This is a genomic window from Paraburkholderia sp. XV, assembly GCF_020177535.1.
GTDB classification, from domain to species: Bacteria; Pseudomonadota; Gammaproteobacteria; order Burkholderiales; family Burkholderiaceae; genus Paraburkholderia; species Paraburkholderia caribensis.
Window position 1 is genome coordinate 1 of record NZ_JAGUUD010000125.1, and the last position, 22,883, is coordinate 22,883.

A 22,883-nucleotide genomic window follows, 5' to 3' on the forward strand; every position below is an offset into this window, starting at 1 on the left:
AGTAGGTGCCGCCCCGCACAGGGGCGACGCCTGAAGCACGCTAACGAATCGCGGACGCCATCGCAAGGGCAAGCGCACAGGGGCGACGCTTGAAGCGAGCTAACGCATCGCGGATGCCAGCGAAAGCGAAAGCGAAAGCAAAAGCAAAAGCAAAAGCAAATCAACCCCAACCCCAACCCCATCCCGGCATCCAGCCAGAATCAATCCTCCAGCAACGACAAATCCCTCACCGCGCCCTTGTCCGCCGACATCACCAGCTTCGCATAGGCCTTCAGCGCAGCTGACACCTTCCGCGGACGCGGCTTGGCTGGCTTCCAGCCCTTCGCATTCTGCTCCTCGCGGCGTCGCGCGAGTTCTTCATCCGACAGCAGCACGTCGATCGTACGGTTCGGAATATCGATACGAATGCGATCGCCATCACGCACGAGCCCGATTGCGCCACCCGCCGCCGCTTCCGGCGAACAGTGCCCAATCGACAGCCCCGACGTGCCGCCCGAAAAGCGCCCGTCCGTCAACAGCGCGCAGGCCTTGCCGAGCCCCTTCGACTTGATATAGCTCGTCGGGTACAGCATCTCCTGCATGCCGGGACCACCCTTGGGCCCTTCGTAACGCACGATCACGATATCGCCCGCCTTGACCTTGTCGTTGAGGATGTTCTCCACCGCCTCATCCTGCGACTCCGTCACATGCGCCGAACCTTCGAACACGAGAATGCTCTCGTCCACACCCGCCGTCTTCACCACGCAACCGTCGCGGGCAATGTTGCCCGTCAGCACGGCCAAGCCGCCTTCCTTCGAAAACGCATGCTCGTACGAACGAATGCAGCCCTCCGCACGGTCCAGATCCAGACTCGGCCAGCGCGTGTTCTGGCTGAACGCGACCTGCGTCGGAATGCCAGCAGGACCCGCCATATAGAACGTCTTGACGGCTTCGTCGTCGGTGAGCGCGATGTCCCACTGGCTCAGCGCATCCTTGAGCGTCGCCGCGTGCACGGTCGGCACGTCGGTGTGCAGCTTGCCCGCGCGGTCCAGTTCGCCAAGGATGGCCATGATGCCGCCCGCGCGATGCACGTCTTCGATGTGGTACTTGTTCGTGTTGGGCGCCACCTTGCACAGCTGCGGCACGATGCGCGACAGACGGTCGATGTCCGTCATCGTGAAGTCGATCTCCGCCTCACGCGCGATGGCGAGCAGGTGCAGGATCGTGTTGGTCGAACCGCCCATCGCGATGTCGAGCGTCATCGCGTTCTCGAACGCCTTGAAGCCGACCGAACGCGGCAGGACGCGCGCGTCTTCGTTCTCGTAGTACTGGCGCGCCAGTTCGACCACACGGCGGCCCGCGCGCCTGAACAGCTGCTCACGGTCCGCGTGCGTCGCGACCACCGTGCCGTTGCCCGGCAGCGAAAGGCCCAGCGCTTCCGTCAGGCAGTTCATCGAATTGGCCGTGAACATGCCCGAGCACGAACCGCAGGTCGGGCAAGCCGAGCGTTCCACTTCGGCCACGTCGGCGTCCGAATAGGACTGGTCGGCCGCGATCACCATCGCGTCCACCAGGTCGAGCTTCTTGAACTCGATGGTGCCCGTCTTCGGATTCGCGAGGCGCGTCTTGCCCGCTTCCATCGGGCCGCCGGACACGAAGATCACGGGAATGTTCAGCCGCATCGCGGCCATCAGCATGCCCGGGGTGATCTTGTCGCAATTGGAGATGCACACCATCGCGTCGGCACAGTGCGCGTTGACCATGTATTCGACGGAGTCCGCGATAATGTCGCGGCTCGGCAGCGAATACAGCATGCCGTCGTGGCCCATTGCAATGCCGTCGTCGACGGCGATGGTGTTGAATTCCTTGGCTACGCCGCCCGCGGCTTCGATTTCACGCGCGACGAGTTGGCCCAGGTCCTTCAGGTGCACGTGACCCGGCACGAACTGGGTGAACGAATTGACCACCGCGATGATCGGCTTCGAGAAGTCTTCGTCTTTCATGCCGGTGGCGCGCCACAGCGAGCGCGCCCCAGCCATGTTGCGGCCGGCGGTGGAGGTTTTGGAACGGTATGCGGGCATCGTGGTTGTGGGAGAGTTATCGCGTAGAGAAAGCGGGCCGCGGGAATAAAGGCCCCTCGTGCGCCCGTGCAAACAACCTCGTGAGTCGCGCCCTGGGCAAACCGCGATTATCCCACACAGCCTTCAGGCACGCCGCAATCCCACAACCTGCCAAGCCCCGCCCGCGCTTACGGGGCGTACCGCGTGAAGACGTAGTCGCGGTCCTTCACCTTCGCCGCGTGACAGGCGAAGCAGGTCTGATGCTGCGCGAGATCGGCGGGTTGTCCGTTGATGAAGCGCCCGAACCCCCAGCCGCCCGTCGATGCATAGCGCCGCGAGTCCTTCACCATCACCTGCACCGTGGTCGCCTGGCCCGGCACGGTCGCGGACTCGAAATCGGGCGACTGCTTGCGCTTGTACGCGAGCTTCACGAGGATCGTGCCGTCGGGATACGGCAGTGTCGAGCTTTCGATCGCCTTGATCGCAGCGGGGTTGCCCAGCACGACGCGCAGTTCGTCGAGCGGCGCGGCTTCCTCGGCGGGCGCGATCATCTGCCACTTGCGGTATCCGTCGGGAATCGTGACACCGTAAATCGGCGATGCCGCTTTGGTTGCAGCGGCGGGTTTGGCGGATTCGGCAATCGCCTGATCCGCCGACACGGCGCCGGGCAGCAGCGCCGTGCTGAGGACGACATACGCGGTCCGGATGGCTCGCTTTGGTCGCATTGGATGGCTCCCCGTCGTCCGTTCAGAAACGCGCCACGTCGATGATCGCGTCGGCGAACGCCTTCGGCGCTTCCTGCGGCAGGTTGTGCCCGACGCCGCCGCCGATGTTCCGGTGCGCGTACTTGCCCGTGAACTTCTTCGCGTACGCCGACGGGTCCGGATGCGGCGCGCCGTTCGAGTCGCCTTCCATCGTGATGGTCGGCACCGAAATGGTCGGCGCCGCCGCGAGGCGCTTTTCCAGTTCGTCGTATTTCGCCTCGCCGCGCGACAGGCCGAGACGCCAGCGATAGTTGTCGATCACGATAGCAACGTGGTCCGGGTTGGCGAACGACTCGGCCGTGCGATCGAACGTCGCGTCGTCGAAATTCCACTTCGGCGAGGCGAGTTGCCAGATCAGCTTGTTGAAGTCGTGGCGGTTCGCGTCGTAGCCCGCATAACCGCGCTCCGTCGCGAAGTAGAACTGATACCACCACGCAAACTCCGCCTTCGGCGGCAGCGGCGCGCGGTTCGCCTGCTGGCTGCCGATCAGATAACCGCTCACCGACACCAGCGCCTTGACACGTTCCGGCCACAGCGCGGCAATGATGTCCACCGTGCGCGCGCCCCAGTCGAACCCGCCCAGCACGGCCTTGTCGATTTTCAGCGCATCCATCAGCGCGATGATGTCGACGGCGATCACGGCTTGCTGGCCGTTGCGCGGCGTATCCGCGGACAGAAAGCGCGTGCTGCCGTAGCCGCGCAGATACGGCACGATCACCCGATAACCGGCGGCGACCAGCAACGGTGTGACTTCGGCAAAGCTGTAGATGTCGTACGGCCAGCCGTGCAGCAGAATCGCAACCGGGCCGTTCTGCGGGCCCGCTTCCGCGTAGCCGATGTTCAGCGTGCCCGCATTGATCTGCTTGATCGTGTCGAACGAAGCGGCACGTCCGCCCGTCTTGACGCTGGTCTGTGCATTGGCGAGTCCGCTCAAGCCCAGTTCCAGCAGGCCGATGCCTGCAACGGTCGTCCCGAGCAGGCGGCGGCGCCGAGTGTTGATCTGATCCGACATGTTTTTTTCCTCAGGTACGGTTGCATGAATGACATCTGCGCGCTCTGGTCAGATGCGCAGCCTGTTGATTCGACGGCACGCGCAACGCGATCAGCGCGAGCGTCGCTCAGTGCCTCAGTGCGTTTGGCGCGAACGCCTGTTCGCGCTTCCCGTTCGCAACGCCAGCACCGCTGGCATGGAGGTATTAAACATGTCGGACGTATCTGCGGTTTGTCCGCAATGTCCGCCAATGAGTCGTTATGTATCAGGCGGCGGCGCAGATACATTGGGATACAAAAACGTCGTGAATGGCGGCCCGGGAAACGCGCTCAGCCTTCCGGACCGTCTTACTGCTTCTTCGCTTCGTCCGCATCGTAGGTGACGTAGAGCTTGGTGTAGCCCTGCGTGTCGAACTGTCCCGTCCATCCTTTCGGCAGCGTGACGGCTTCGCCCGTATTCACGACCATCACCGAACCGTCCGACGAGGTCAGCTTCACGCTGCCGGAAAGAAAATAAAGAAACTCGCTATACGGCAGGCCTTGCGGGCCTTTGATGTCCTCGTGCAACGGACCCGATTTATAGACGCCTGTCTGATACGCGTTGTCAGGCGACGTGAAAGTGACCACGTCAGTACTTCGATGACCGCCGTCATCCTTCTTCACCGCGTCGTTGCGGTTGAATATCGCGCCGGCCAGTTCGGCTTTCGAAACCTTGACGGGTGCGATGGTTTCCGCATGCAAACCCGTCGATACGATTGCACTGCTCAATGCCACTGCAGCGAAACATGCCTTGTACACGATGTTTTCCTGTGAGTGAACGCTGTTACGACTGATTGCCCGCAAAGCGAAAATCCGATGGCGACACGCCGTATTGCCGCTTGAACAGGCGGCTGAAATGCGCTGCCGTGGTGAATCCGCATTGCCACGCAATTTCCTGAATCGAACCGTCGTGCGCGCCGCGCGTTCGCAGCAATAGCGCCGCGCGCTCGAGCCGCGCCTGCCACAGATACCGCATCAGCGACATGCCCTTTGCACGGAACAGGCGCTGCAAGTGTTGCGAAGAAACATGCACGCCATTCGCAATCGCAGCGACGTCCAGCCCGGCCTCACCGAGATGGTTTTCGATGTAACGCTTCGCCTGATGGACCAACGCTTCGGGGCAGCGTCGCTTCGACCGTGCGCCCGGATCGATCATCGCGAACTCGATGAGTTCGAGCAATTGCTCGCCCATCATGTTTTGCGCGACGACGCTCGGCGCGGTGGATTGCCGCGCAATGCACTGAATGAGATCGCGGGTCGCGCGGACATCGGGCGACCGCGCATCGCCCACCAGCGGCCCCGCACTCGACCGATGCACGCCACGCTCGCGCAAACGCGCTTTCGGCACCCGCAGCACCGTCATTCCCGCGCGCTCCGGGAATACTTCGACAAACGGATAGACGGGGTCGATGATGAACATGCTGCCCGCCTCGAAGCGCTCGACAAGACCGCGCGATTGCACATGCACATGGCCCTCCGTCACGAGCTTCACGAACAGCCAGCCGCCTTGCCACGACGGACATTCTTCGCCGACGGGCGACAGCGTTTGCGTGGACAGCTCGGCCAGCGACACGCCGACTTCACCCAGGGTCCAGCTCTTGACGGTCGAGTCGATCGACTGCCGCGGATCGAATGCGCATCTCAAGCCGCGGCTGTTCAACATGATGTCCGACCATCGTTCGCCTGCGCCCGGAACGGTGTCGAAAGTCATCTCGTGCGTGTCGAAGTGCATGAAAACGTCCCATGAATCAAAACGGACGGACATGCGCAGGGCTTTGGCGCGGGCGCAAAGAATCGATTGCGCCCGCGCCTGTCTGCCTGTCATCCAGCCGCCGTCGGCATGAACACTGCCTTGGTTTCGAGGTACGCCTCCAGTCCCTCGCGGCCGCCTTCGCGGCCCACTCCTGATAACCTGTAACCGCCGAACGGCACATTGGCCGCCAGCTCGATGCCGTTGATGCCGATATGGCCCGCCTGAATGCGGCACGCGAGCGCGTAAGCCCGCTCCACATCGCTGCTGTACACCGAGCCGCTCAGACCATACGGCGTGGCGTTCGCGATACGCACGGCGTCGTCGATATCGTCGTACGGCAGAATCGAAACGACGGGGCCGAAGATTTCCTGCTGCGCAATCGTCATGTCCGGCGTGACGTGAGCGAATACCGTCGGCTCGACGAAGTAGCCCTTCGCGAAGCCGCCATTGCCCGTTCCGCCCAACACCCTCTGCGCGCCTTCGCCGATGCCCTGCTCGATATAACCGCGCACGCGCTCGCGCTGCACTGCGTTCAATACCGGCCCGATACGCGTATCGGCCTCGCGCGGGTCGCCGAGCTTCAGCTTCGAAATGATCTCAGCGTACGCGCTCACGACCTCGTCATGCCGCGCCCTGGGCGCAAGAATGCGCGTCTGCGCGAAGCAGATCTGGCCGGAAAACGGCATCGTGAACGGCGTCAGCGCGGCCAGCGCCGAAGGCAGATCGACGTCGTCGAGCAGAATCGCCGCTGATTTCCCGCCGAGTTCCAGCGTCACGCGCGCCAGCCTGTCGACGGCCGCACGCGCGATCCATTGCCCCGTTGCCACGCTGCCCGTAAAGCTGATCTTGTCGACATCGCGCGATTGCACCAGTTGCGCGCCCCCGTCGCGGCCCGCCGTGACGACATTGAGCACGCCCGGAGGCAGACCCGCAGCCACCGCGCATTCCGCAATGATCAGCGCATCGAGCGGACTCTCCGGCGGCGATTTGACGACGACCGTGCACCCCGCCGCCAGCGCCGCCGCGATCTTGTGCGACACGATCGGGAAGGTTGCATTCCATGGCGCAATCAACGCGGCAACGCCGACAGGTTCGCGCCGCACGCGCGCGTGGCCGCGTCGCGTGGCTCGCGCGTCCTCAAATTCGAACGTCTGTGCAAGCGACGCAAAGAATTCGAAGCGTGTAATGCCCGTGGGCAGCAGGCCGCTTGCAAATGTAATCGGCGCGCCGACCTGATCGGTCCACAGTTGCGCGAGCAAGGGCAAGCGCTGGCGGATTTCTTCCGTCAGCCGCTTCAGATAAACGCTTCGCTCAGCGCCCGACAGCTTCGGCCACGGTCCCTTGTCGAACGCCCGGCGCGCCGCCGCGACCGCGCGCTCGACGTCCACGGAATCCGCGAGCGGAACGGACATGAACGGTTCTTCCGTCGCAGGAGAAATCAGCACATGGCGCGCATCGGAATGGCTCGATACCCATTCGCCATCAATGAAAAAGCGACTGCGGACATTCGACGAAAGTGCGGTGGAGTACTCGGTCATGATCTTTCCGATTGAAAATCTTCGACATCTACACTGAAAGGGTTTCGAAGCAGGCACCCGTCATATGCCGTCATGCCGGATTGAAACCCACCAACGGATTCCGCTAACGCCAGGAACCTGTGATTTTTCAGTGTAGTGATTCGACTCTTTCGGAAATTGTCCAAGGCAATTCGATCGCTTGTCCAAAACGCGCTTTCTGACGGATACCCGGTTATAGCCTGGTTTTGGCGCAGGAATATGTCGTAATGTATCTGCCGCCGCTCAGGGCATATCCAGTTTCAAAGATCTTGCGTTCGAATGCGCGTCCCAGACAAGAAAAATGCGCCACATAGACAAGCCATCTGTCAATGGGAAACGCTAAAGTTGCCAGTTCTCCCTCAGTCAATCCGTTTCCCGATTGCAATGCAGTGCACAGAACTTTCGATCGTTCTTCCGGACATGCTTCCCCGGCTCTGGTCTTTCGCCTTACGGCTCACAGAGAACGAATATGAAGCGGAAGAACTGGTTCATCAGGCCTGCGCGCGCGGGCTGGAAGACTCACACACACGGCCTCCCGACACATCGCCGCTCGACTGGATGTTCTCGATCGTCTATTCGATCTGGCGCGACGATCCGATGGGCCATGCGCGGCGGCATTGTGCGGCGAAGAAACGTTCTCCCTCTACACAACACCTTTTCCAGAAAAACGTGTTCGGAATAGATCCGCCTGGCTAAGCGTTGTTGAAAAGAGCATAGGAAATCCAGCATCGGACGCATCCGGCTCGCATTACGAATTCCTCACTTTCAATCGGAGTACGAGCCGCTTCGCGCTCCGTTACGGCCTCGAAAGAACATGTCATCCTTTTCAAGAATGCTGCTCGTCTACGACGGAACGCTAGAAGCTCAAGCCGCGCTAAAACGCTGCTCGCAATTGTCGCTGGCCTTGTCCGCACACGTCGATGTGATTTCCGTCGTCGATTCGATCACGGCCAATGCGACCTGCGCCGGCATGCTGTCGGACCTTGCGTGCAGCAGTATGGAAGCGCACGCACAACAAGCGCTCGACGTCGCCGTCGCGCATCTCGTGAATCTCGGCGTCACCGCGCATGGTTTCATGAAGTTCGGACGGACCGTGGACGTGGTTCCGCTACACGTCACGGCATTCCACGCCGATATCGTGGTGATCGGTCATCGCGTGCAATCGGGGTTCGCGCGCTGGTGGGGCGGGCGTCCCGTTCACCTCGATCTGGCCGACCGGTTGCGCGGCTCCGCAATCGTGGCCGTCACCGCGCCCCTTTCCTGATGTTTGATAAGGCGCGTGTGGACCGGGCGGCAATTGCCGCCCGGCAAGCTCACACCACGGGATCGATAGGCGAAGGCGGCACGCCGCGCGCTTCGATCGCTTCGCCTGCCAGCAAACACAAATCCTCGCGATAATGCGCAGCGACGATCTGCACGCCAACGGGCACGCCGTCGACCAATTGCGTCGTGACGGCCAGCCCCGGCAGACCCATCGCCGGCAGCGCGCGCATCGTGAGCTGCGCTTCCCATACCCGGTCGAAACCTTCAGCGCCGCGCTGATCGAGGTCGTCGGGAAACGGCAGCTCGCCGGAGACGGGCATCAGCACCACTGCATACTGATCGAGAAACAGACGCCACTGACGCACCAGCGTCGAGCGCCGTACCAGTGAACGGCTGATCACATCGGCGGGCAGGCCCTGTACCTTCAGGCGCGCCGCCGCCACGACGGCAGCCGCGCCCGGATCGCCGTCACGCGCCACGGTATCGGCCAGCGCGTCGAAGCCGTCGCCCAGCCATAAGCGCTCCTGCAATTGCCCGGCTTCGCGGATCGACGGCACGTCGTCGATCTCCTCGACGCTCCAGCCTGCATCGGCGAGCCGGCGCGCCGCATCGAGCAACGCATCCTCCACTTCCTGCGCGATCTGCAAACCGCCAGGGCGCAGGCACAGCGCTGCGCGCAACGGCACGGCGCGCCCTTCCAGCGGCAGCGGCACATACCAGGGGTCGCGAAGATCCGGCGCGGCAAGCGCAAGCAGGCCGAGACGAAGATCGTCAATGGTGCGTGCAATCGGTCCCGCCGCCGACATCAGTTGCGCGCCGATCGCGCGTTCCGGCGACGACGCGTTGAACGCCGGCACCCGGCCGAAGCTCGGCCTGAGCCCATGTACGCCGCACGCATAGGCGGGATAGCGGACCGAGCCGCCGATATCGGTGCCGAGCGCGAGTTGCCCGATCCCTGCCGTGACGGCCGCGGCCGCGCCACCCGATGAGCCACCCGGCGTGAGCTTCGCATTGCGCGGATTCAACGTGCGCCCGTGCACCTGGTTCGACGTGAACCAGCGCAGCGCGAAGGTCGGCGAATTGGTGCGGCCAAGCAGCACCGCGCCCGCCTTCGACAGATTGTCCACGGCAGGACTGCTCGTTTCGGCGATCAGGTTTTCCTGCAGCCGCGTGCCGTTCGTGGTCGCAAAACCGGCCTGATCGACGTTGATCTTCACGGTGACGGGCACGCCCGCGAGCGGGCCCGGGTCCTCGCCGCGCGCGATCGCCTGGTCGATCTCGTCCGCCTGGCGAAGCACCCATTCGGGTTTGTGCGCGACGACGGCGTTGATCGTGGGATTCACAGCATCGAGACGCGCCAGCGCGGATTGCGCCGCCTCGCGCGCGGATACCTCACGGCTGCGGACACGCTTCGCGAGTTCAGCCGCCGACAGGCGCCATAGTTCACTCATGTTGCCCCCGATAAAGATTCGGACTGGAAATGATACGCCTCACGCGCCAGGCTGTTCCGCGTGCGGATCGAGTGTCGCGGCGAGGATCATCTGATGCCGGTTGGACGGCACATGAAAGTCGTGCGCGCGCGGACGGAATACTTCGTCGCCGCGACTGATCGCGCGGCCCGTCAGCGCGCACACGGCTGCGTCGCGCGCGAGTCCGCTGCGCCATATCTGTGCGTTGTATCGCCCCGAGCAGGGGTCGCTCCACGAGACGCTGATCGTGCACGACGACAGCCGCTCCTCGACCACGATATGCGCGGGCCGCGACGGCGCGTTGCCCGCATCTTCAGCGACGGGCGACGGAATGCTGATGCGCAGCTTCTTCAGCGCCGCATAACGGTTGACCGCGCACGCGTCGCGCTGTTCGGTGGAAGGGTCCAGCACATTCAGCAGCGTGCGTACCACGATATTGTCTTCGGACAGCGCATTCATCGACTCATCTCCCGTCCCTGTCGCGGGTCATAGCGTGAAAACGTCTTTGATCTGACGGGCGGCGGCCCTGCGGAACGCATGCGGGCAAGGCCGTTCGCCATCGGTCCACTACGTCGCGATCAACCGCCGCCTTGCTGGCGCAGCGTCAGCTTGCTGACGACGGCCGTGACGCCGCGCACCTGCTTCGCCGTTTCGACGGCGAGGTGGTCCTGATCTTCGCTGGCAATCTGTCCGGCCAGGGTCACCTGACCCGTCTTCGCGTTGCCGAATGCGGTGATCGACGTATCTTCCAGCCCTTTCGTCTTCAGCAGCGTCTTTTGAACGGTCTTCGAGAACGCGCGATTCGCCACGCGAACCGACTTCTTCGACGGCGCGGCGGGAGCGGCCGCCCTTGTGTCCGTTGCGGAAGCAGCCGCGTCCGCAGCGAATACCTGCGTGCAGGACAATGCGAGCATGGCGGCGAGGCCGCTGCCCATCAAGAATTGGCGGAGGTTCATTGTCTTTTCCTTGTCGTTGTAGAACGGGTTTGCAGGCCATCGGACGGGCTAACGTCGATGCCTGCCAAGGATTAGAAGCGCCGAATGTGTCGTCTGTTTTTCCTCGACGTATCCAAATGTATCGGGATTACAGTTGCATTGCACTTGCGCACGCACCACGCGTTCAGCGACGCGGTCCCGTCGTCATCCGTAGCCGGGCGCGCGGCCGAACCGCTTTTCCAGCGCCTGTGTGTTCGATCGGCTTTTCGATCATGCAAAGCGCCGCGCTCGCCTGCACGCGCTCGCGTATGCGAACCGTGGCGAAGGCGGTAATGAAGCTCGTAGGGATGCGCAGGCCGTTGCGCTTTAGCGTGTCGACCAACTCGATGCCGTCCATGTCCGGCATCTGCACGTCGCAGACGAGGCAACGCGTGCCTTCGGGATCTCAACGCAACGGCCTGAACCCGGCCCGCACTTCCTGGGCGAACAGCAGCGGCTCTTCCCACGCCGCGAAATGACCGCCTTTGTCGACCTCGTTGAAATAGATCAGGTTGTGATAACAACGCTCCGCCCAACTGCGCGGCGCCTGATAGATCTCGCCCGGAAAGACCGTGATCGCGGTGGGCAGCGAGATATCGACGGCATTGAAGTTGTTCGAGTGATCTTCCCAGTAGATCTGCGCCGACGACGTCGCGCTATCGGTCAGCCAGTACAGCGAGATGTCGTCGAGAATCTCGTCGCGCGTCAAGGAGCGCTCGGGCACGCCGCCGCTATAGGTCCACTGCGAAATCTTGTCGTACATCCACGCGGCCTGTCCGGAGGGCGAATCGGCGAGCGCATAGCCGACCGTTTGCGGGCGCGTGACCATCATCGCCGAATAACCGCAGTTGTCGCGATAGAAGACGGCGAGCTTCTCGTACGCATTCTTCTCCTGGGGCGACAGGCCGGCCGGCGCGGGATCGCCGAGCGCCAGCGAGCGCGCGATATCGGCGGGAACGGTGGCGGGCATGTTGACGTGAATGCCTATCAAGCCCTTGACGTGCTGCATCGCCATACGGTGCGACACCACGGAGCCGCAATCGCCGCCTTGCGACACGAAGCGCGCATAACCGAGCCGCTCCATCAGCACGCCCCATGCACGCGCGATGTGATCCGAGCCCCAGCCCGGCGTGGTCGGCTTGCCCGAAAAGCCGAAGCCGGGCAAGGACGGCACGACCACATGGAAGGCGTCGTCGGCGCTGGCGCCGTATGCAGTCGGGTCGGTGAGCGGACCGATCGCCTTGATCAGCTCGAAGATCGAACCCGGCCAGCCGTGCGTCATGATCATCGGCATCGCGTTCTTGTGCCGCGAGCGGACATGGATGAACTGGATATCCAGCCCGTCGATCTCCGTCACGAACATCGGCAAAGCATTCAGCTTCGCTTCGCCCTTTCGCCAGTCGTATTCGCTGCCCCAGTATTGAACGAGTTGCTGCATGCGCGCGAGCCGCACGCCCTGGGACTCGTCGGCGACCGTTTCCTTGCCTGGCCAGCGCGTTCTGGCCAGACGCTGGCGCAAATCGGCGAGATCGCTATCGGGAATATTGGCTTTGAATGGACGGATATTCCCCGCGTTGTTCGCGGCGTAAAGCGCTTCGGGAAATAACGCCATTGCGCCCGCTGCCGCCCCGGCGGCCAGCAGGTTACGCCGCATCGGCGAGAACGGAGTTGAAGACATGCTTTGTCATCCTGTTTCCAAGGAGTGGGCATCCGTGCGCGACGAGTTGCACGACGATGTGAGAGAACTGGCAGAGCAATGCTTGACCGCTTGCGAAGCGAATGGCTCGAAGCGTCCCACTCATTTGAAACGACGAATGTATCTCGCGTTTGTCCGCGGTGTACCTGTTCGTAACAGGCAGCGATTAAAACAGTACGAATAACTTAAAGTTGCGCGAGGGAATGAATATACGCGCGGTGCCTATCATACTTTCGTTTGGATTGACCCCAATCCCCATAGCCGCGATTATTCCAGCGCAATAGCAAATAGAGGAATGCGATGAGTCAGCATCGAGACGGCAGCGACGATCCGCAGGCAGGCAAGCGTCCTTCCCCGATGGAGCCGCTAGCGGCTTCGAATGCGGCTTCGAATGCGGCTCCGAAGGCCGCGCCCGCCGACGACCGTTACCCGCGCTTCAGCACCGCCGACATCGAAAAAATGATGCGCTTCGGCATGATTGAGCATTGGCGCGCGGGCGACGTGATGTTCCGTACCGGCCAGCCGGGACTCGGCATGCGCGTGCTTCTGAACGGGCGTGCCAGGCTGTCGCGGCGCGATGGGCTCGGCCGGTCGCAGACCATCGTCGAGCTGGGCGCAGGCCAGTTTCTCGGTGAAGTGGCGCAGCTCACGGGCAAGCCCGCGCTCGCCGACGGCCTCGCACTCGAAGACGTCGAAGCACTGATGATCGCGCCGCAACAGATACGCGACATGCTCGTCGCCGAGGCGCAGCTGGGCGAGCGAATCATGCGCTCGCTGCTGCTGCGCCGTTTCGGTCTCGTGCGCGAAGGCGCCGGCCCCGTGCTGATCGGACGTTCCGGCGATCTCAAACTGCTCGCGCTCGAAGGGCTGCTGCATCGGCTCGGCCATCCGTACTCCGTCGCGGACCCCGCGACGGATGCCGACATCCGCGCGCTGCTCGAAGAATGGGGCGTATGGCGCGACGGCGAGCCCGTCGTGATGCTCGCGGACGGCACGCTGCTGCAAGACCCCGACGAACGCCAACTGGCCGCGCGCCTGGGCCTGCTGCCCGAGCTCGACTCGGCGCGCATCTACGACGTCGCCGTGGTCGGCGCGGGACCGGCCGGCCTCGCCGCTGCCGTGTATGCGGCTTCCGAGGGACTGTCGGTGATCGTCTTCGACAGCCACGGCCCCGGCGGACAGGCAGGCGCCAGCGCGCGGATCGAGAACTACCTCGGCTTTTCGACGGGCGTGTCGGGCCGCGAGCTGGCGGCGAACGCGTTCGCGCAGGCAGTGAAGTTCGGCGCGGAAGTCGTGATCCCCACCCGCATCGACCGGCTCGACTGCGCGCAGGCGCCGCTTCAGCTCGAACTGCAAGGCGGCCAGCGCATCGCGTCGCGCACGGTCGTGATCGCGACGGGCGCGGCGTACCGGAGGCCCGCCATCGAAGGTCTCGACGAAGTCGCGGGGCGCGGCGTCTACTACTGGGCTTCGTCGATCGAAGGACGCCTGTGCCGAGGCGCGGAAGTGGTCCTCGTCGGCGGAGGCAACTCGGCGGGACAGGCCGCCGTATTCCTGTCGACGCACGCGAGCCGTGTCCACATATTGATTCGCGGCGACAGTCTGGAGACCAGCATGTCGCGCTATCTGATCGATCGTCTCGCGTCGCTGGGTAACGTGGTGCTGCATGCGCGGACCGTCGTCGCGTCCGTCAGAAGCGACGCATGGGGCCTCGAAGCCGTCATGTGCAACACCCCCGAAGGCGAGCTCGTGTTCGATACCCGGCACCTGTTCCTGTTCACGGGAGCAAGCCCCAACACGCAATGGCTGCGCGATTGCAGCGTCGAGATCGACGACCGGGGCTTCGTCAAAACGGGCCTCGCGGCGGGCGTACGCGCCGACACCGCATGCTTCGCGTTGCAGACCAACGTGCCCGGCGTATTTGCGATCGGCGATGTGCGCAATGCATCGGCGAAGCGCGTCGCGGCGGCAGTGGGCGACGGCGCCGCCGTCGTCGCGGAGATTCATCAGTTTCTGAGCGCCCCTTTGCCTGCCGCATGAGCACGCAACTGGCATGACGAAAGCATGACGGGAGCCGGCCTGCGGATAGACTTCGACACGACCCTATACGAAGGTATGCGGTTGCCCATCCGGATGAATCAGCTGGCTAGATGCAGATTGTATGGAACACATCGAGCCGGCAGTCTACTCTTTGCACATCGATGCTTTGAAGCGGCGATCGGTCATCTTGCCTTGCGTTAGCGGAGCAAGCCGCCCGAACGACTCTGACAAAAAACTGGTTGAGAAAAAAAGGAGAACGCACATGCAAGACACCGTGAATCTGCGTCGCCGTCGACTGATCGGCACGACAGCGGCAGGCATCGGGCTGCTGGAACTGGGCCTCGGCAATCTCGCGCACGCGCAAGCCTCGAAGAGCGCGCACGCCGCAAAGAAAGCGGCTCACCATACATCGTTCGATGCGATCGAGCAGATCGACGCCGGCACGCTGAACGTCGGCTACGTGGACATGGGCCCGAAGGACGGGCAGCCCGTCATCCTGTTGCACGGCTGGCCGTACGACATCTACAGCTTCGTCGACGTCGCGCCGATCCTCGCTGCGGCGGGGTATCGCGTGATCGTGCCGTTTCTGCGCGGCTACGGATCGACACGCTTTCTTGCCAACGAAACGCCGCGCAACGGCCAGCAGGCCGTCGTCGCCGTCGACATCATCGCGCTGATGGACGCGTTGAAAATCGATCAGGCGATCTTCGGCGCATTCGACTGGGGCGCGCGCACGGCGTGCATCATCGCCGCACTGTGGCCGCAGCGCTGCAAGGGACTGGTGTCGGTGAGCGGCTATCTGATCGGCAGCCAGGAGGCGAACCGCAAGCCCTTGCCGCCCAAGGCAGAGTTCGCATGGTGGTATCAGTTCTATTTCGCCACCGAGCGCGGCGAGCTGGGCTACGCAGCCAACCGCAACGACTTCAACCGGCTGATCTGGCAACTCGCGTCGCCCAAATGGCATTTCGACGATGCCACCTACCAGCGCACGGCGGCATCGTTCAACAACCCCGATCACGTGGCCGTGGTGATTCACAACTACCGCTGGCGTCTGGGCCTCGTGCAGGGCGAGCCGCAATACGACGAGATCGAGCAGCGTCTCGCGGCGCTGCCCACCATCGGTGTGCCCACCATCACAATGGAAGGCGACGCGAACGGTGCGCCGCATCCCGATCCATCCGCGTACGCGAAGATGTTCACGGGCAAGTATCAGCACCGCAACGTGAGCGGCGGCATTGGCCACAACCTGCCGCAGGAAGCGCCTCAGGCATTCGCCGAAGCGGTATTGCAGGTCGCCCGCCTTTGATCGCGATGCATTCAACCAACCCACGCCTATCGTCGCGCCCAACCTGACATCATGGACCAACCCGACCACGTTCTGATCGTCGACGAGGACCGCGGCATGCGCGAGTTCGTCGCCAGTTATCTGGAGAAAAACGGCATGCGCGTATCGCTCGCGTCCAGCGGACGCGACATGCACGCCGTGCTCGACCGGCATACGCCCGATGTGATCCTGCTCGACGTCATGCTGCCAGGCGAAGACGGGCTTGCGCTATGCCGCGGGCTGCGCGCGGGCCGCCATCGCGCGGTGCCCGTGATGATGGTGACCGAGCATTGCGACGAGATGGACCGGATCATCGGCCTGGAGATGGGCGCGGACGATTATCTGGCCAAGCCGTGTGCCGTGCGCGAACTGCTGGCACGCATCCGCGCGGTGCTGCGGCGCACGCGCATGCTGCCGCCCGGCATGCTGGTGGAGGAATCGACGGAGATGCTGAGCTTCGGCGACTGGCGGCTCGATACGACGGCGCGTCACCTGATCGACACCGAGGACGCCGTGGTCGCGTTGAGCGGCGCGGAATACCGCCTGCTGCGCGCGTTTCTCGATCACCCGCAGCGCGTGCTGACGCGCGACCAGCTGCTCAATCTCACCCAGCGGCGCAACGCCGAACCGTTCGATCGTTCGATCGACCTGCTGGTCAGCCGTCTGCGGCAAAGGCTCCGCGACGTCGCCCGCGTGCCGCGCTACATCAAGACGCTGCGCAACGAAGGCTATGTGTTTTCATCAGCGGTGAAGGCTGTCGAGGAAGCACGCGCCAGGCAGCATGCGTGATGCACGGCGCGGTGCCGAAACCGTCAGCGTCTCGGGCGCATGACGGCGCTTTAGCCACGCCTGCGTCATAAAAACAGCCCTCGTTTGTATCGCCATGTATCGGGCCCGCCAAGCCGATACATCGCGATACGCACCCTCGCCTTCCTGACATTCGCCGGATACATGTGCGGGCTCTAATCCGTCACAAGAGCACGCGCGAGACCGACATGCGCTGCGTGCAGACCGGTTGAGTCAACCGTTTCCGGATCAGGAGGTCGATTCCATGTTACTCATCGTCATTGCGTTTCTGGGCGGGGTGCTCACCATCCTGAGCCCATGCATCCTGCCTGTCGTGCCATTCGTCTTCGCCCGTTCCGACAAGCCGTTCGTGACGGGCCGGCTGCCGCTGCTGCTCGGCCTCGCCGTCACGTTCGCGCTCGTCACGGGCGTCGGCATCGCCGGCCTTAGCGGCGCGGCGCAACTGAACCACTACGGGCGCTGGATATCGCTCGCGCTGTTCGGCGTGTTCGGCGCATCGCTGCTGTTCCCGGCGCTGTCGGCGCGGCTGTCGCGCCCGTTCTTCGGCATCGGCAACCGCGTCGCCGCGCTGTCGCAAATGCGCGGCACGCGCTTCCAGGTGGGCTCCGCGCTGCTGCTCGGCGTGGCGACGGGCCTGTTGTGGGCGCCCTGCGCAGGCCCGATTCTCGGCCTGATTCTCACGGGCGCCGCGCTGCATGGCGCGAGTTGGGCGACGGTGGCGGCACTGACCGCGTATGCGCTCGGCGCGGCGAGTTCGCTCGCCGTCGTGTCGGGGCTCGGCAAGCAGGCGCTCGATGGACTCAACCGCTCGCTCGGCCTCGGCGAGCGGGTGCGCCGCGCGATGGGCGCGCTGGTGCTGCTGAGCGTGACGGCCATCGGCTTCGGCTTCGACACGCGCGCGCTCGCGCATGTGCCGTCGGCATCGACGACGGGTGTCGAAAGCCGGCTGGTCGGCCTGCTTTCTTCCAACCCCGCCCGGAAACCGGACACGCCGAAGCCGCACATCCAGCGCATCAGTGTGAAGGTTCCGTCCGCGCTGCCTGTCGAAGGCCATCTGCCGTCGCTCGATGGCGCCGAGGGCTGGCTCAACTCGCCGCCGCTCACGAGCGACGCGTTGCGCGGCAAGGTCGCCGTCGTCAACTTCTGGACGTATTCGTGCATCAACTGTCTGCGCACGCTGCCGTACCTGAAGACGTGGTCGGACCGCTATCGCAACGACGGTCTCGTGGTGCTCGGCGTGCATACGCCGGAGTTCGCCTTCGAGCACGATCCGTCGAACGTGAAGCGCGCCGTCGCCGACCTCGGCGTGCACTACCCCGTCGCAATCGACAACGGCTACAAGATCTGGCAAGCGTTCGGCAATCAGTACTGGCCCGCGTTCTATATCGTCGATGCACAAGGCCGCATCCGTTATCACCATTTCGGCGAAGGCGGCTATGCCGAAGCCGAGAAGGTGATCCAGCAACTGCTGGCGGAGTCGGGACACGCCATGCAGCCGCGCGATCTGCCGCCCATTCAGGGCGCCGGCGCACAGGCTGCGGCGGATAACCCGAACGTCGAATCGGGCGAGACCTATGTGGGTTATCAGCAGGCGCGCGGCTTCGCATCGCCGGAAGACCTCCGGCCCGACGACGTCGCCGCGTACACCGTGCCGTCGCAATTGCCGCTCAATAGCTGGGCATTCGGCGGCAAGTGGACCGTGGGCGCCGAAGCGGCCGTGCTCGACGACGCGCATGGACGGATCGCCTATCGCTTTCACGCACGCGATCTGCATCTCGTGCTCGGCCCGGGCGCGAATGGCAAGCCCGTGCGCTTTCGCGTCACGATCGACGGCGCGGCGCCCGGCGACTCGCATGGCGCCGATGTCGCCGCCGACGGCAGCGGCGTCGTGACGAGTGCCCGTCTGTATCAACTCGTGCGTCAGCGTGACGCCGTGCGCGACCGGACCTTTACGATCGAGTTTCTCGATCCGGGCGTGCAGGCCTTCTCCTTCACGTTCGGCTGACGCCTGGCGGCAGCGCTTCAAGCCACGCCACTGCGCTTTCGCGGCGCAGTGGCGTTTGTCATTGGCCAGGCATCGGGCGTCGTCACCGACAACTGGCAACCAGCAGCGCGGGATTTGTACCTCAATGTATATATCGCCCATCGAGAAATACTGGCTTACATTCCGGCGCGTTCTGGAAACAAGCCAGATACGTGAGCGGGTTCAAATAACGACACGCAAGGTTGATTCATGACAGTGCGACTGACCGGGCGCGAAGCCAATGCGCAAAGCGCGATGACCGCCCGGGATGACATCAACGCAAACCCGCTTCACTACTGGAGAAAGACTTATGAAACTCGCTCAATCCCTCATCGTTGCAGCCTTGATCGCCGCTCCCGCTGTGTCGTTCGCGCAGTCGAACCAACCCGTGACCCGCGCGCAGGTGCGCGCCGAGCTGATCCAGTTGCAGCAGGCCGGCTACAACCCGGCGAGCGACAACACGCAATATCCGAAGAACATCGAAGCCGCGCTGTCGCGCCTCCAGGCTGAAAAGGGCGCGGCGTATGGCGGCGTCGCAGCGGGTCAATCGAGTTCCGGCGCGCGTCGCGACACCGCGCAAACGCCCGCTCCGCAGCAGGACGTGCTCGGCCTCGAACCGGTCTACGCGCACTCGTGATCGCCGCTGCTCCGTTACCGATGCATGCCTGCGCATGCGTCGTAACGGAGCGCCCGGCTGACGCAGCAGAAAGACATCTATTGATAACGCGGTATTCAGGGGCAACACAATGACAAGAAGCTTCAGGACCATCCTCGCGTTCGCCACGATGCTGTGCGGACTGTTCGCGTTGCAGACTGCGGACGCGGCCACGCCAGCCGATCTCAAAGGCACCAATATCGTTCTCGTGCACGGCGCATTCGCCGACGGGTCGAGCTGGAACCGCGTGATCCCGTTACTCGAAGCAAATGGGCTACATGTCGTCGCCGTGCAAAATCCGTTGAGCTCCCTCGCCGACGATGTCGCGGCCACGAAGCGCGTCATCGATCAGCAGACGGGACCCGTGGTTCTGGTCGGTCATTCGTGGGGCGGCGTGGTCATCAGCCAGGCGGGCAACGACGACAAGGTGAAGTCGCTCGTCTACGTCGCGGCCTTCGCGCCCGACGCCAATCAGTCGATCGCCGACATCACGCAAGGCATGAAGCCGCCAGCGTGGGCGAACGAACTGCAAAAGGATTCGGCGGGCTATCTGACGCTGTCGGACAAGGCCGTGCGCGACGACTTCGCGCTCGATCTGCCCGCAGGGCAGCAGCGCATCGTCGCGGCGACGCAAGGGCCGTGGTTTTCGGGCTGCGCGAACGACAAGGTGACGCAGGCCGCCTGGCATGAGAAGCCGTCGTACTTCGTGATTCCCGGCCGCGACAAGATGATCGATCCGCATCTGCAGGCGAAGATGGCGACGCAGATCCATGCGCAGGTGACTCGCGTCGACGCGAGTCACGTCGCAATGCTGAGTCAGCCCGAAGCCGTCGCCAACGCGATCATCGCGGCAGCGCGCCACGCACACTGATACGGGGGCGCACGGGATGAAAACCATCGTGATGGACGGTCCGGGAGGGCCCGAGAAGCTTCGGCTGGCCGAATGCGGCGAACCGGTTGCCGGCCCGGGCAAAGCCGTCATCGACCGGCGACGTTCCAGGGCTCGCTCGCATCGCTGCGGCGCTCGGGCACGTTCTGCTGGTATGGGCCGGTGCTGGGCGCGGCCGGCCCGCTTCATATCACGAGCCTGCCGAAGAGCATCAAGATCGGCTACGCGACCTTCGCCGATCACGTCCACACCCCTGCCCTGTTGCGTGCGCGGGCGAAGCAGTTGTTCGACTGGTTCATCGCGGGCGTGCTCGACGTGCGGATCGGCGGCGTCTATCCGCTTGCGGACACCGCGCGCGCGCATGCCGATGTGGAGAGCCGCCGGACCATGGGCAAGCTGTTGCTGATTCCCTAGGCGATACAGGTCATCGCAGGCGCATGCGCGACATCGCTTTCGACACGCATCACCGTCGCCGAGAACAGATAGCCTTCGTTGCGCAGCGTCTTGATGTAGCGTCCGTCGCGCACGCCGTCGTGCAGCCGCTGACGCACGCGGCTCACGAGCAGATCGATCGAACGGTCGAGCAGGTCGGCGTGACGGCCTTGCGTCAGGTTGAGCAACTGGTCGCGCGTGAGCACGCGGTTCGGATGATCGAGGAACACGCGCAACAGCCGATACTCCGCACCGCTCAACGCGACCACCGTGCCTTCGGGGTCGAGCAGACGGCGCGCCGCCGTGTCGAGCCGCCACTCGCCGAAGCGCAGCACGGTGGCCGCTTCGGCGACGCGCATTCCGGGCGGCAGCATGTTGGTGCGGCGCAGGACGGCGCGGATGCGCGCCAGCAGTTCGCGGATCGCAAACGGCTTGGACATGTAGTCGTCGGCGCCCAGTTCGAGGGCGACGATGCGGTCCGCTTCGTCGTGGCGCGCGGACAGCATGACGACGGGTATCGCGTGAAATTCGCCTGCGCGCAATTCGCGGCACAACGACAGGCCATCCGTATCCGGCAGTCTCAGTTCGAGGACGATGAGATCGGGGGTGTCGCGCCCGAGCGCCGCGCGCATCTCGCGTCCGCTGGAGGCGCGCGACACCCGCATGCCGTTGCGTTGCAGATGGATGGCGACGAGTTCGCGGGTCTCACTATCGTCATCGACGATCAACACGTGTTCGAGCTTCTTCATGACAGGTTCAACGAATGCGGCTGCGGCGAAACGGGCTGCGCCCGCCTTGCACTGACGGCGCGACGCGGCGGCAGAGCAGCACCCTTCTCGCCTTCGTACGCGGATGTATCCGGCCCGCACTCGCCGATACAAAACATTGCTTGCGCGCCACTTCACGACATGTGACGGATACATCCCGCTGCTCAAATGAGCAGCGTCGACACGCGTCACGCCGGCCATCGGATGCGGGTTAACGTGCCGCGCATGGTGGCAGGAACGCATCGTTGACACAACAGCAACTGTGCTCACTCTCTGTTGCCCTGCGGGCAACACCCGAGGTTTCATAGGTCTGACAACGATGCGAACAATCAATCACCAGCGCCTGAGGTATTTCTACGCGGTCCTGACGCAAGGCTCGATTCGCGGCGCCGCCGACGACATGAACACGTCGCCGTCGGTCATTACGCGGCAGATCCGGCTGCTCGAGGAGGAACTGGGCGTGACGCTATTCGAGCGCGGCGCCAGAGGCGCGCGGCCGACGGAACCGGCGGCGCATCTGCTGGAGTTCTGGGAGGGTTGCCAGTCGCAGCAGGAGAAACTGGAGGACCAGCTGCACGCCTTTCGCGGCCTGCGACACGGGCGGGTGCAACTGGCAGTGAGCGAAGGTTTCGTCGATACGTTGACGGAGGAAGTGCTCGCGCCGTTCTGCGCGAAGTATCCTGCGCTGACGATTGAGATGAGCATGCTGGCTCGCGACGGGATTGTCGAGGAGGTGGCTGAAAGCCGGGCGCACATCGGGCTGGCTTATAACCCTCCGCCGCATCCGCGGCTTCAGTGTCTGGCGAGTTCGGTTCAGCGGGCGGTGTTGCTGTTGCGGCGGGAGCATCCGCTTGCGATGCGGAAGCGGGCCGCTACGATTGATGATTTGCGAGCGTTTCCGCTGGCGATGATGCCGCAGACGTTTGGGATTGGACACGCGGTGAAGATGCTGGAAATTGCCGAAGGCATGCAGATCGAGCCGGCCATGACGACTAATTCGCTTGCTGTGCTTAAACGCATGGTTGCGGTGGAGAACTTTGTCACGTTGATTGGGGAGTTTGCCGCGCGGCGTGAAGTGGCAAGCGGTGAACTGACTACGGTGCCTGTCGATCATCCTGTTTTACAGAGTACGCATGCGCGTTTGCTCGTGAAGACGAGTCGGCTGCTGTCGCCTGGGCCGATGGAATTGCTCGACTGGATTCGGCGGCGGTTGCCGGTGTTTGGGGATGGTGTTCATGGGTAGGGGTGGGGTTTTTGTCTGCGACGCATTTTGGTGGTTTGCTTGTGTTTTGTGCTGGCATCCGCTTTACGTTAGCGTGCTTCACGCGTCGCGGTTCGGGTTTTCGGGTTTTCGGGTTTTCGGGTTTTCGGGTTTTCGGGTTTTCGGGTTTTCGGGTTTTCGG

The 22,883-nt window shown here is 63.6% G+C and carries 22 protein-coding genes; 10 read left to right on the forward strand and 12 right to left on the reverse strand.

Annotated features, from left to right (window positions below):
- Nucleotides 1–200 precede the first annotated feature (200 nt).
- The 6 genes from ilvD to KFO72_RS35440 form a co-directional block, all read right to left on the reverse strand.
- Nucleotides 201–2,060, reverse strand: a complete 1,860-nt coding sequence (gene ilvD, locus KFO72_RS35415; RefSeq protein WP_060603430.1) for a dihydroxy-acid dehydratase — start codon at nucleotides 2,058–2,060, stop codon at nucleotides 201–203.
- Nucleotides 2,061–2,227: 167 nt separating this feature from the next.
- Nucleotides 2,228–2,764, reverse strand: a complete 537-nt coding sequence (locus tag KFO72_RS35420) for a cytochrome P460 family protein (protein WP_054932497.1) — start codon at nucleotides 2,762–2,764, stop codon at nucleotides 2,228–2,230.
- Nucleotides 2,765–2,786: 22 nt separating this feature from the next.
- Nucleotides 2,787–3,815 carry an alpha/beta fold hydrolase gene (locus KFO72_RS35425; protein WP_054932498.1) on the reverse strand — a complete coding sequence of 343 codons (1,029 nt, stop codon included), beginning with the start codon at nucleotides 3,813–3,815 and terminating at the stop codon, nucleotides 2,787–2,789.
- Nucleotides 3,816–4,141: 326 nt separating this feature from the next.
- A complete protein-coding gene (locus KFO72_RS35430) occupies nucleotides 4,142–4,591 on the reverse strand; it encodes a cupin domain-containing protein (RefSeq protein ID WP_225034039.1) in 450 nt (149 codons plus the stop codon).
- Nucleotides 4,592–4,616: 25 nt separating this feature from the next.
- A complete protein-coding gene (locus KFO72_RS35435) occupies nucleotides 4,617–5,564 on the reverse strand; it encodes an AraC family transcriptional regulator (protein ID WP_225034040.1) in 948 nt (315 codons plus the stop codon).
- An 89-nt stretch (nucleotides 5,565–5,653) separates the two neighbouring features.
- Nucleotides 5,654–7,123, reverse strand: a complete 1,470-nt coding sequence (locus tag KFO72_RS35440; RefSeq protein ID WP_225034041.1) for an aldehyde dehydrogenase — start codon at nucleotides 7,121–7,123, stop codon at nucleotides 5,654–5,656.
- 402 nt (nucleotides 7,124–7,525) lie between these two features.
- On the opposite strand from KFO72_RS35440, the gene KFO72_RS35445 reads away from it, so the two are divergent.
- A complete protein-coding gene (locus KFO72_RS35445; protein ID WP_225034042.1) occupies nucleotides 7,526–7,837 on the forward strand; it encodes an RNA polymerase sigma factor in 312 nt (103 codons plus the stop codon).
- 118 nt (nucleotides 7,838–7,955) lie between these two features.
- Nucleotides 7,956–8,405, forward strand: a complete 450-nt coding sequence (locus KFO72_RS35450) for a universal stress protein (protein ID WP_225034043.1) — start codon at nucleotides 7,956–7,958, stop codon at nucleotides 8,403–8,405.
- 49 nt (nucleotides 8,406–8,454) lie between these two features.
- Here the strand turns inward: KFO72_RS35450 and KFO72_RS35455 are convergent, their stop codons facing one another.
- The 5 genes from KFO72_RS35455 to KFO72_RS35475 all read right to left on the reverse strand — a co-directional run bounded on the left by KFO72_RS35455 (nucleotide 8,455) and on the right by KFO72_RS35475 (nucleotide 12,525).
- Nucleotides 8,455–9,855, reverse strand: coding sequence for an amidase family protein (locus KFO72_RS35455; protein ID WP_225034044.1), 1,401 nt, complete (start codon nucleotides 9,853–9,855; stop codon nucleotides 8,455–8,457).
- Between the two features lie 39 nt (nucleotides 9,856–9,894).
- Nucleotides 9,895–10,332, reverse strand: a complete 438-nt coding sequence (locus tag KFO72_RS35460) for a DUF3331 domain-containing protein (protein WP_224100178.1) — start codon at nucleotides 10,330–10,332, stop codon at nucleotides 9,895–9,897.
- Between the two features lie 119 nt (nucleotides 10,333–10,451).
- Entirely contained in the window at nucleotides 10,452–10,829 is a 378-nt protein-coding gene (locus KFO72_RS35465; RefSeq protein WP_225034045.1) for a BON domain-containing protein, read from the reverse strand.
- Between the two features lie 163 nt (nucleotides 10,830–10,992).
- Nucleotides 10,993–11,205, reverse strand: a complete 213-nt coding sequence (locus KFO72_RS35470) for a hypothetical protein (RefSeq protein ID WP_412101818.1) — start codon at nucleotides 11,203–11,205, stop codon at nucleotides 10,993–10,995.
- A gap of 48 nt (nucleotides 11,206–11,253) precedes the next feature.
- The gene (locus KFO72_RS35475) at nucleotides 11,254–12,525 is read right to left on the reverse strand and encodes an epoxide hydrolase family protein (protein ID WP_176054755.1); all 1,272 of its coding nucleotides are present in this window, start codon (nucleotides 12,523–12,525) and stop codon (nucleotides 11,254–11,256) included.
- A gap of 318 nt (nucleotides 12,526–12,843) precedes the next feature.
- Between KFO72_RS35475 and KFO72_RS35480 the strand changes: the two genes are divergently transcribed.
- The 7 genes from KFO72_RS35480 (at nucleotide 12,844) to KFO72_RS35510 (ending at nucleotide 20,695) form a co-directional block, all read left to right on the forward strand.
- Nucleotides 12,844–14,583: an FAD-dependent oxidoreductase gene (locus KFO72_RS35480; RefSeq protein ID WP_225034047.1), complete on the forward strand. Its 1,740-nt coding sequence runs from the start codon at nucleotides 12,844–12,846 to the stop codon at nucleotides 14,581–14,583.
- A 262-nt stretch (nucleotides 14,584–14,845) separates the two neighbouring features.
- Nucleotides 14,846–15,889 (forward strand): alpha/beta fold hydrolase, encoded by a 1,044-nt coding sequence (locus KFO72_RS35485; protein WP_224100173.1) that lies wholly within the window; start codon nucleotides 14,846–14,848, stop codon nucleotides 15,887–15,889.
- Between the two features lie 51 nt (nucleotides 15,890–15,940).
- Complete coding sequence (locus tag KFO72_RS35490; protein ID WP_062916288.1) at nucleotides 15,941–16,696, forward strand: response regulator; 756 nt, start codon at nucleotides 15,941–15,943, stop codon at nucleotides 16,694–16,696.
- A 262-nt stretch (nucleotides 16,697–16,958) separates the two neighbouring features.
- Nucleotides 16,959–18,719 carry a cytochrome c biogenesis protein DipZ gene (locus KFO72_RS35495; RefSeq protein WP_225034048.1) on the forward strand — a complete coding sequence of 587 codons (1,761 nt, stop codon included), beginning with the start codon at nucleotides 16,959–16,961 and terminating at the stop codon, nucleotides 18,717–18,719.
- A 328-nt stretch (nucleotides 18,720–19,047) separates the two neighbouring features.
- Nucleotides 19,048–19,374, forward strand: coding sequence for a DUF4148 domain-containing protein (locus tag KFO72_RS35500; RefSeq protein WP_225034049.1), 327 nt, complete (start codon nucleotides 19,048–19,050; stop codon nucleotides 19,372–19,374).
- 109 nt (nucleotides 19,375–19,483) lie between these two features.
- Nucleotides 19,484–20,263, forward strand: a complete 780-nt coding sequence (locus KFO72_RS35505) for an alpha/beta fold hydrolase (RefSeq protein WP_107204049.1) — start codon at nucleotides 19,484–19,486, stop codon at nucleotides 20,261–20,263.
- A 72-nt stretch (nucleotides 20,264–20,335) separates the two neighbouring features.
- Nucleotides 20,336–20,695: a zinc-binding dehydrogenase gene (locus KFO72_RS35510; protein WP_225034050.1), complete on the forward strand. Its 360-nt coding sequence runs from the start codon at nucleotides 20,336–20,338 to the stop codon at nucleotides 20,693–20,695.
- Here the strand turns inward: KFO72_RS35510 and KFO72_RS35515 are convergent.
- Nucleotides 20,692–21,462: a response regulator gene (locus KFO72_RS35515; protein WP_060603474.1), complete on the reverse strand. Its 771-nt coding sequence runs from the start codon at nucleotides 21,460–21,462 to the stop codon at nucleotides 20,692–20,694. The genes KFO72_RS35510 and KFO72_RS35515 overlap by 4 nt on opposite strands.
- 337 nt (nucleotides 21,463–21,799) lie before the next feature.
- Between KFO72_RS35515 and KFO72_RS35520 the strand changes: the two genes are divergently transcribed.
- Nucleotides 21,800–22,723: a LysR family transcriptional regulator gene (locus KFO72_RS35520; RefSeq protein ID WP_062916285.1), complete on the forward strand. Its 924-nt coding sequence runs from the start codon at nucleotides 21,800–21,802 to the stop codon at nucleotides 22,721–22,723.
- Nucleotides 22,724–22,883: the final 160 nt, after the last annotated feature.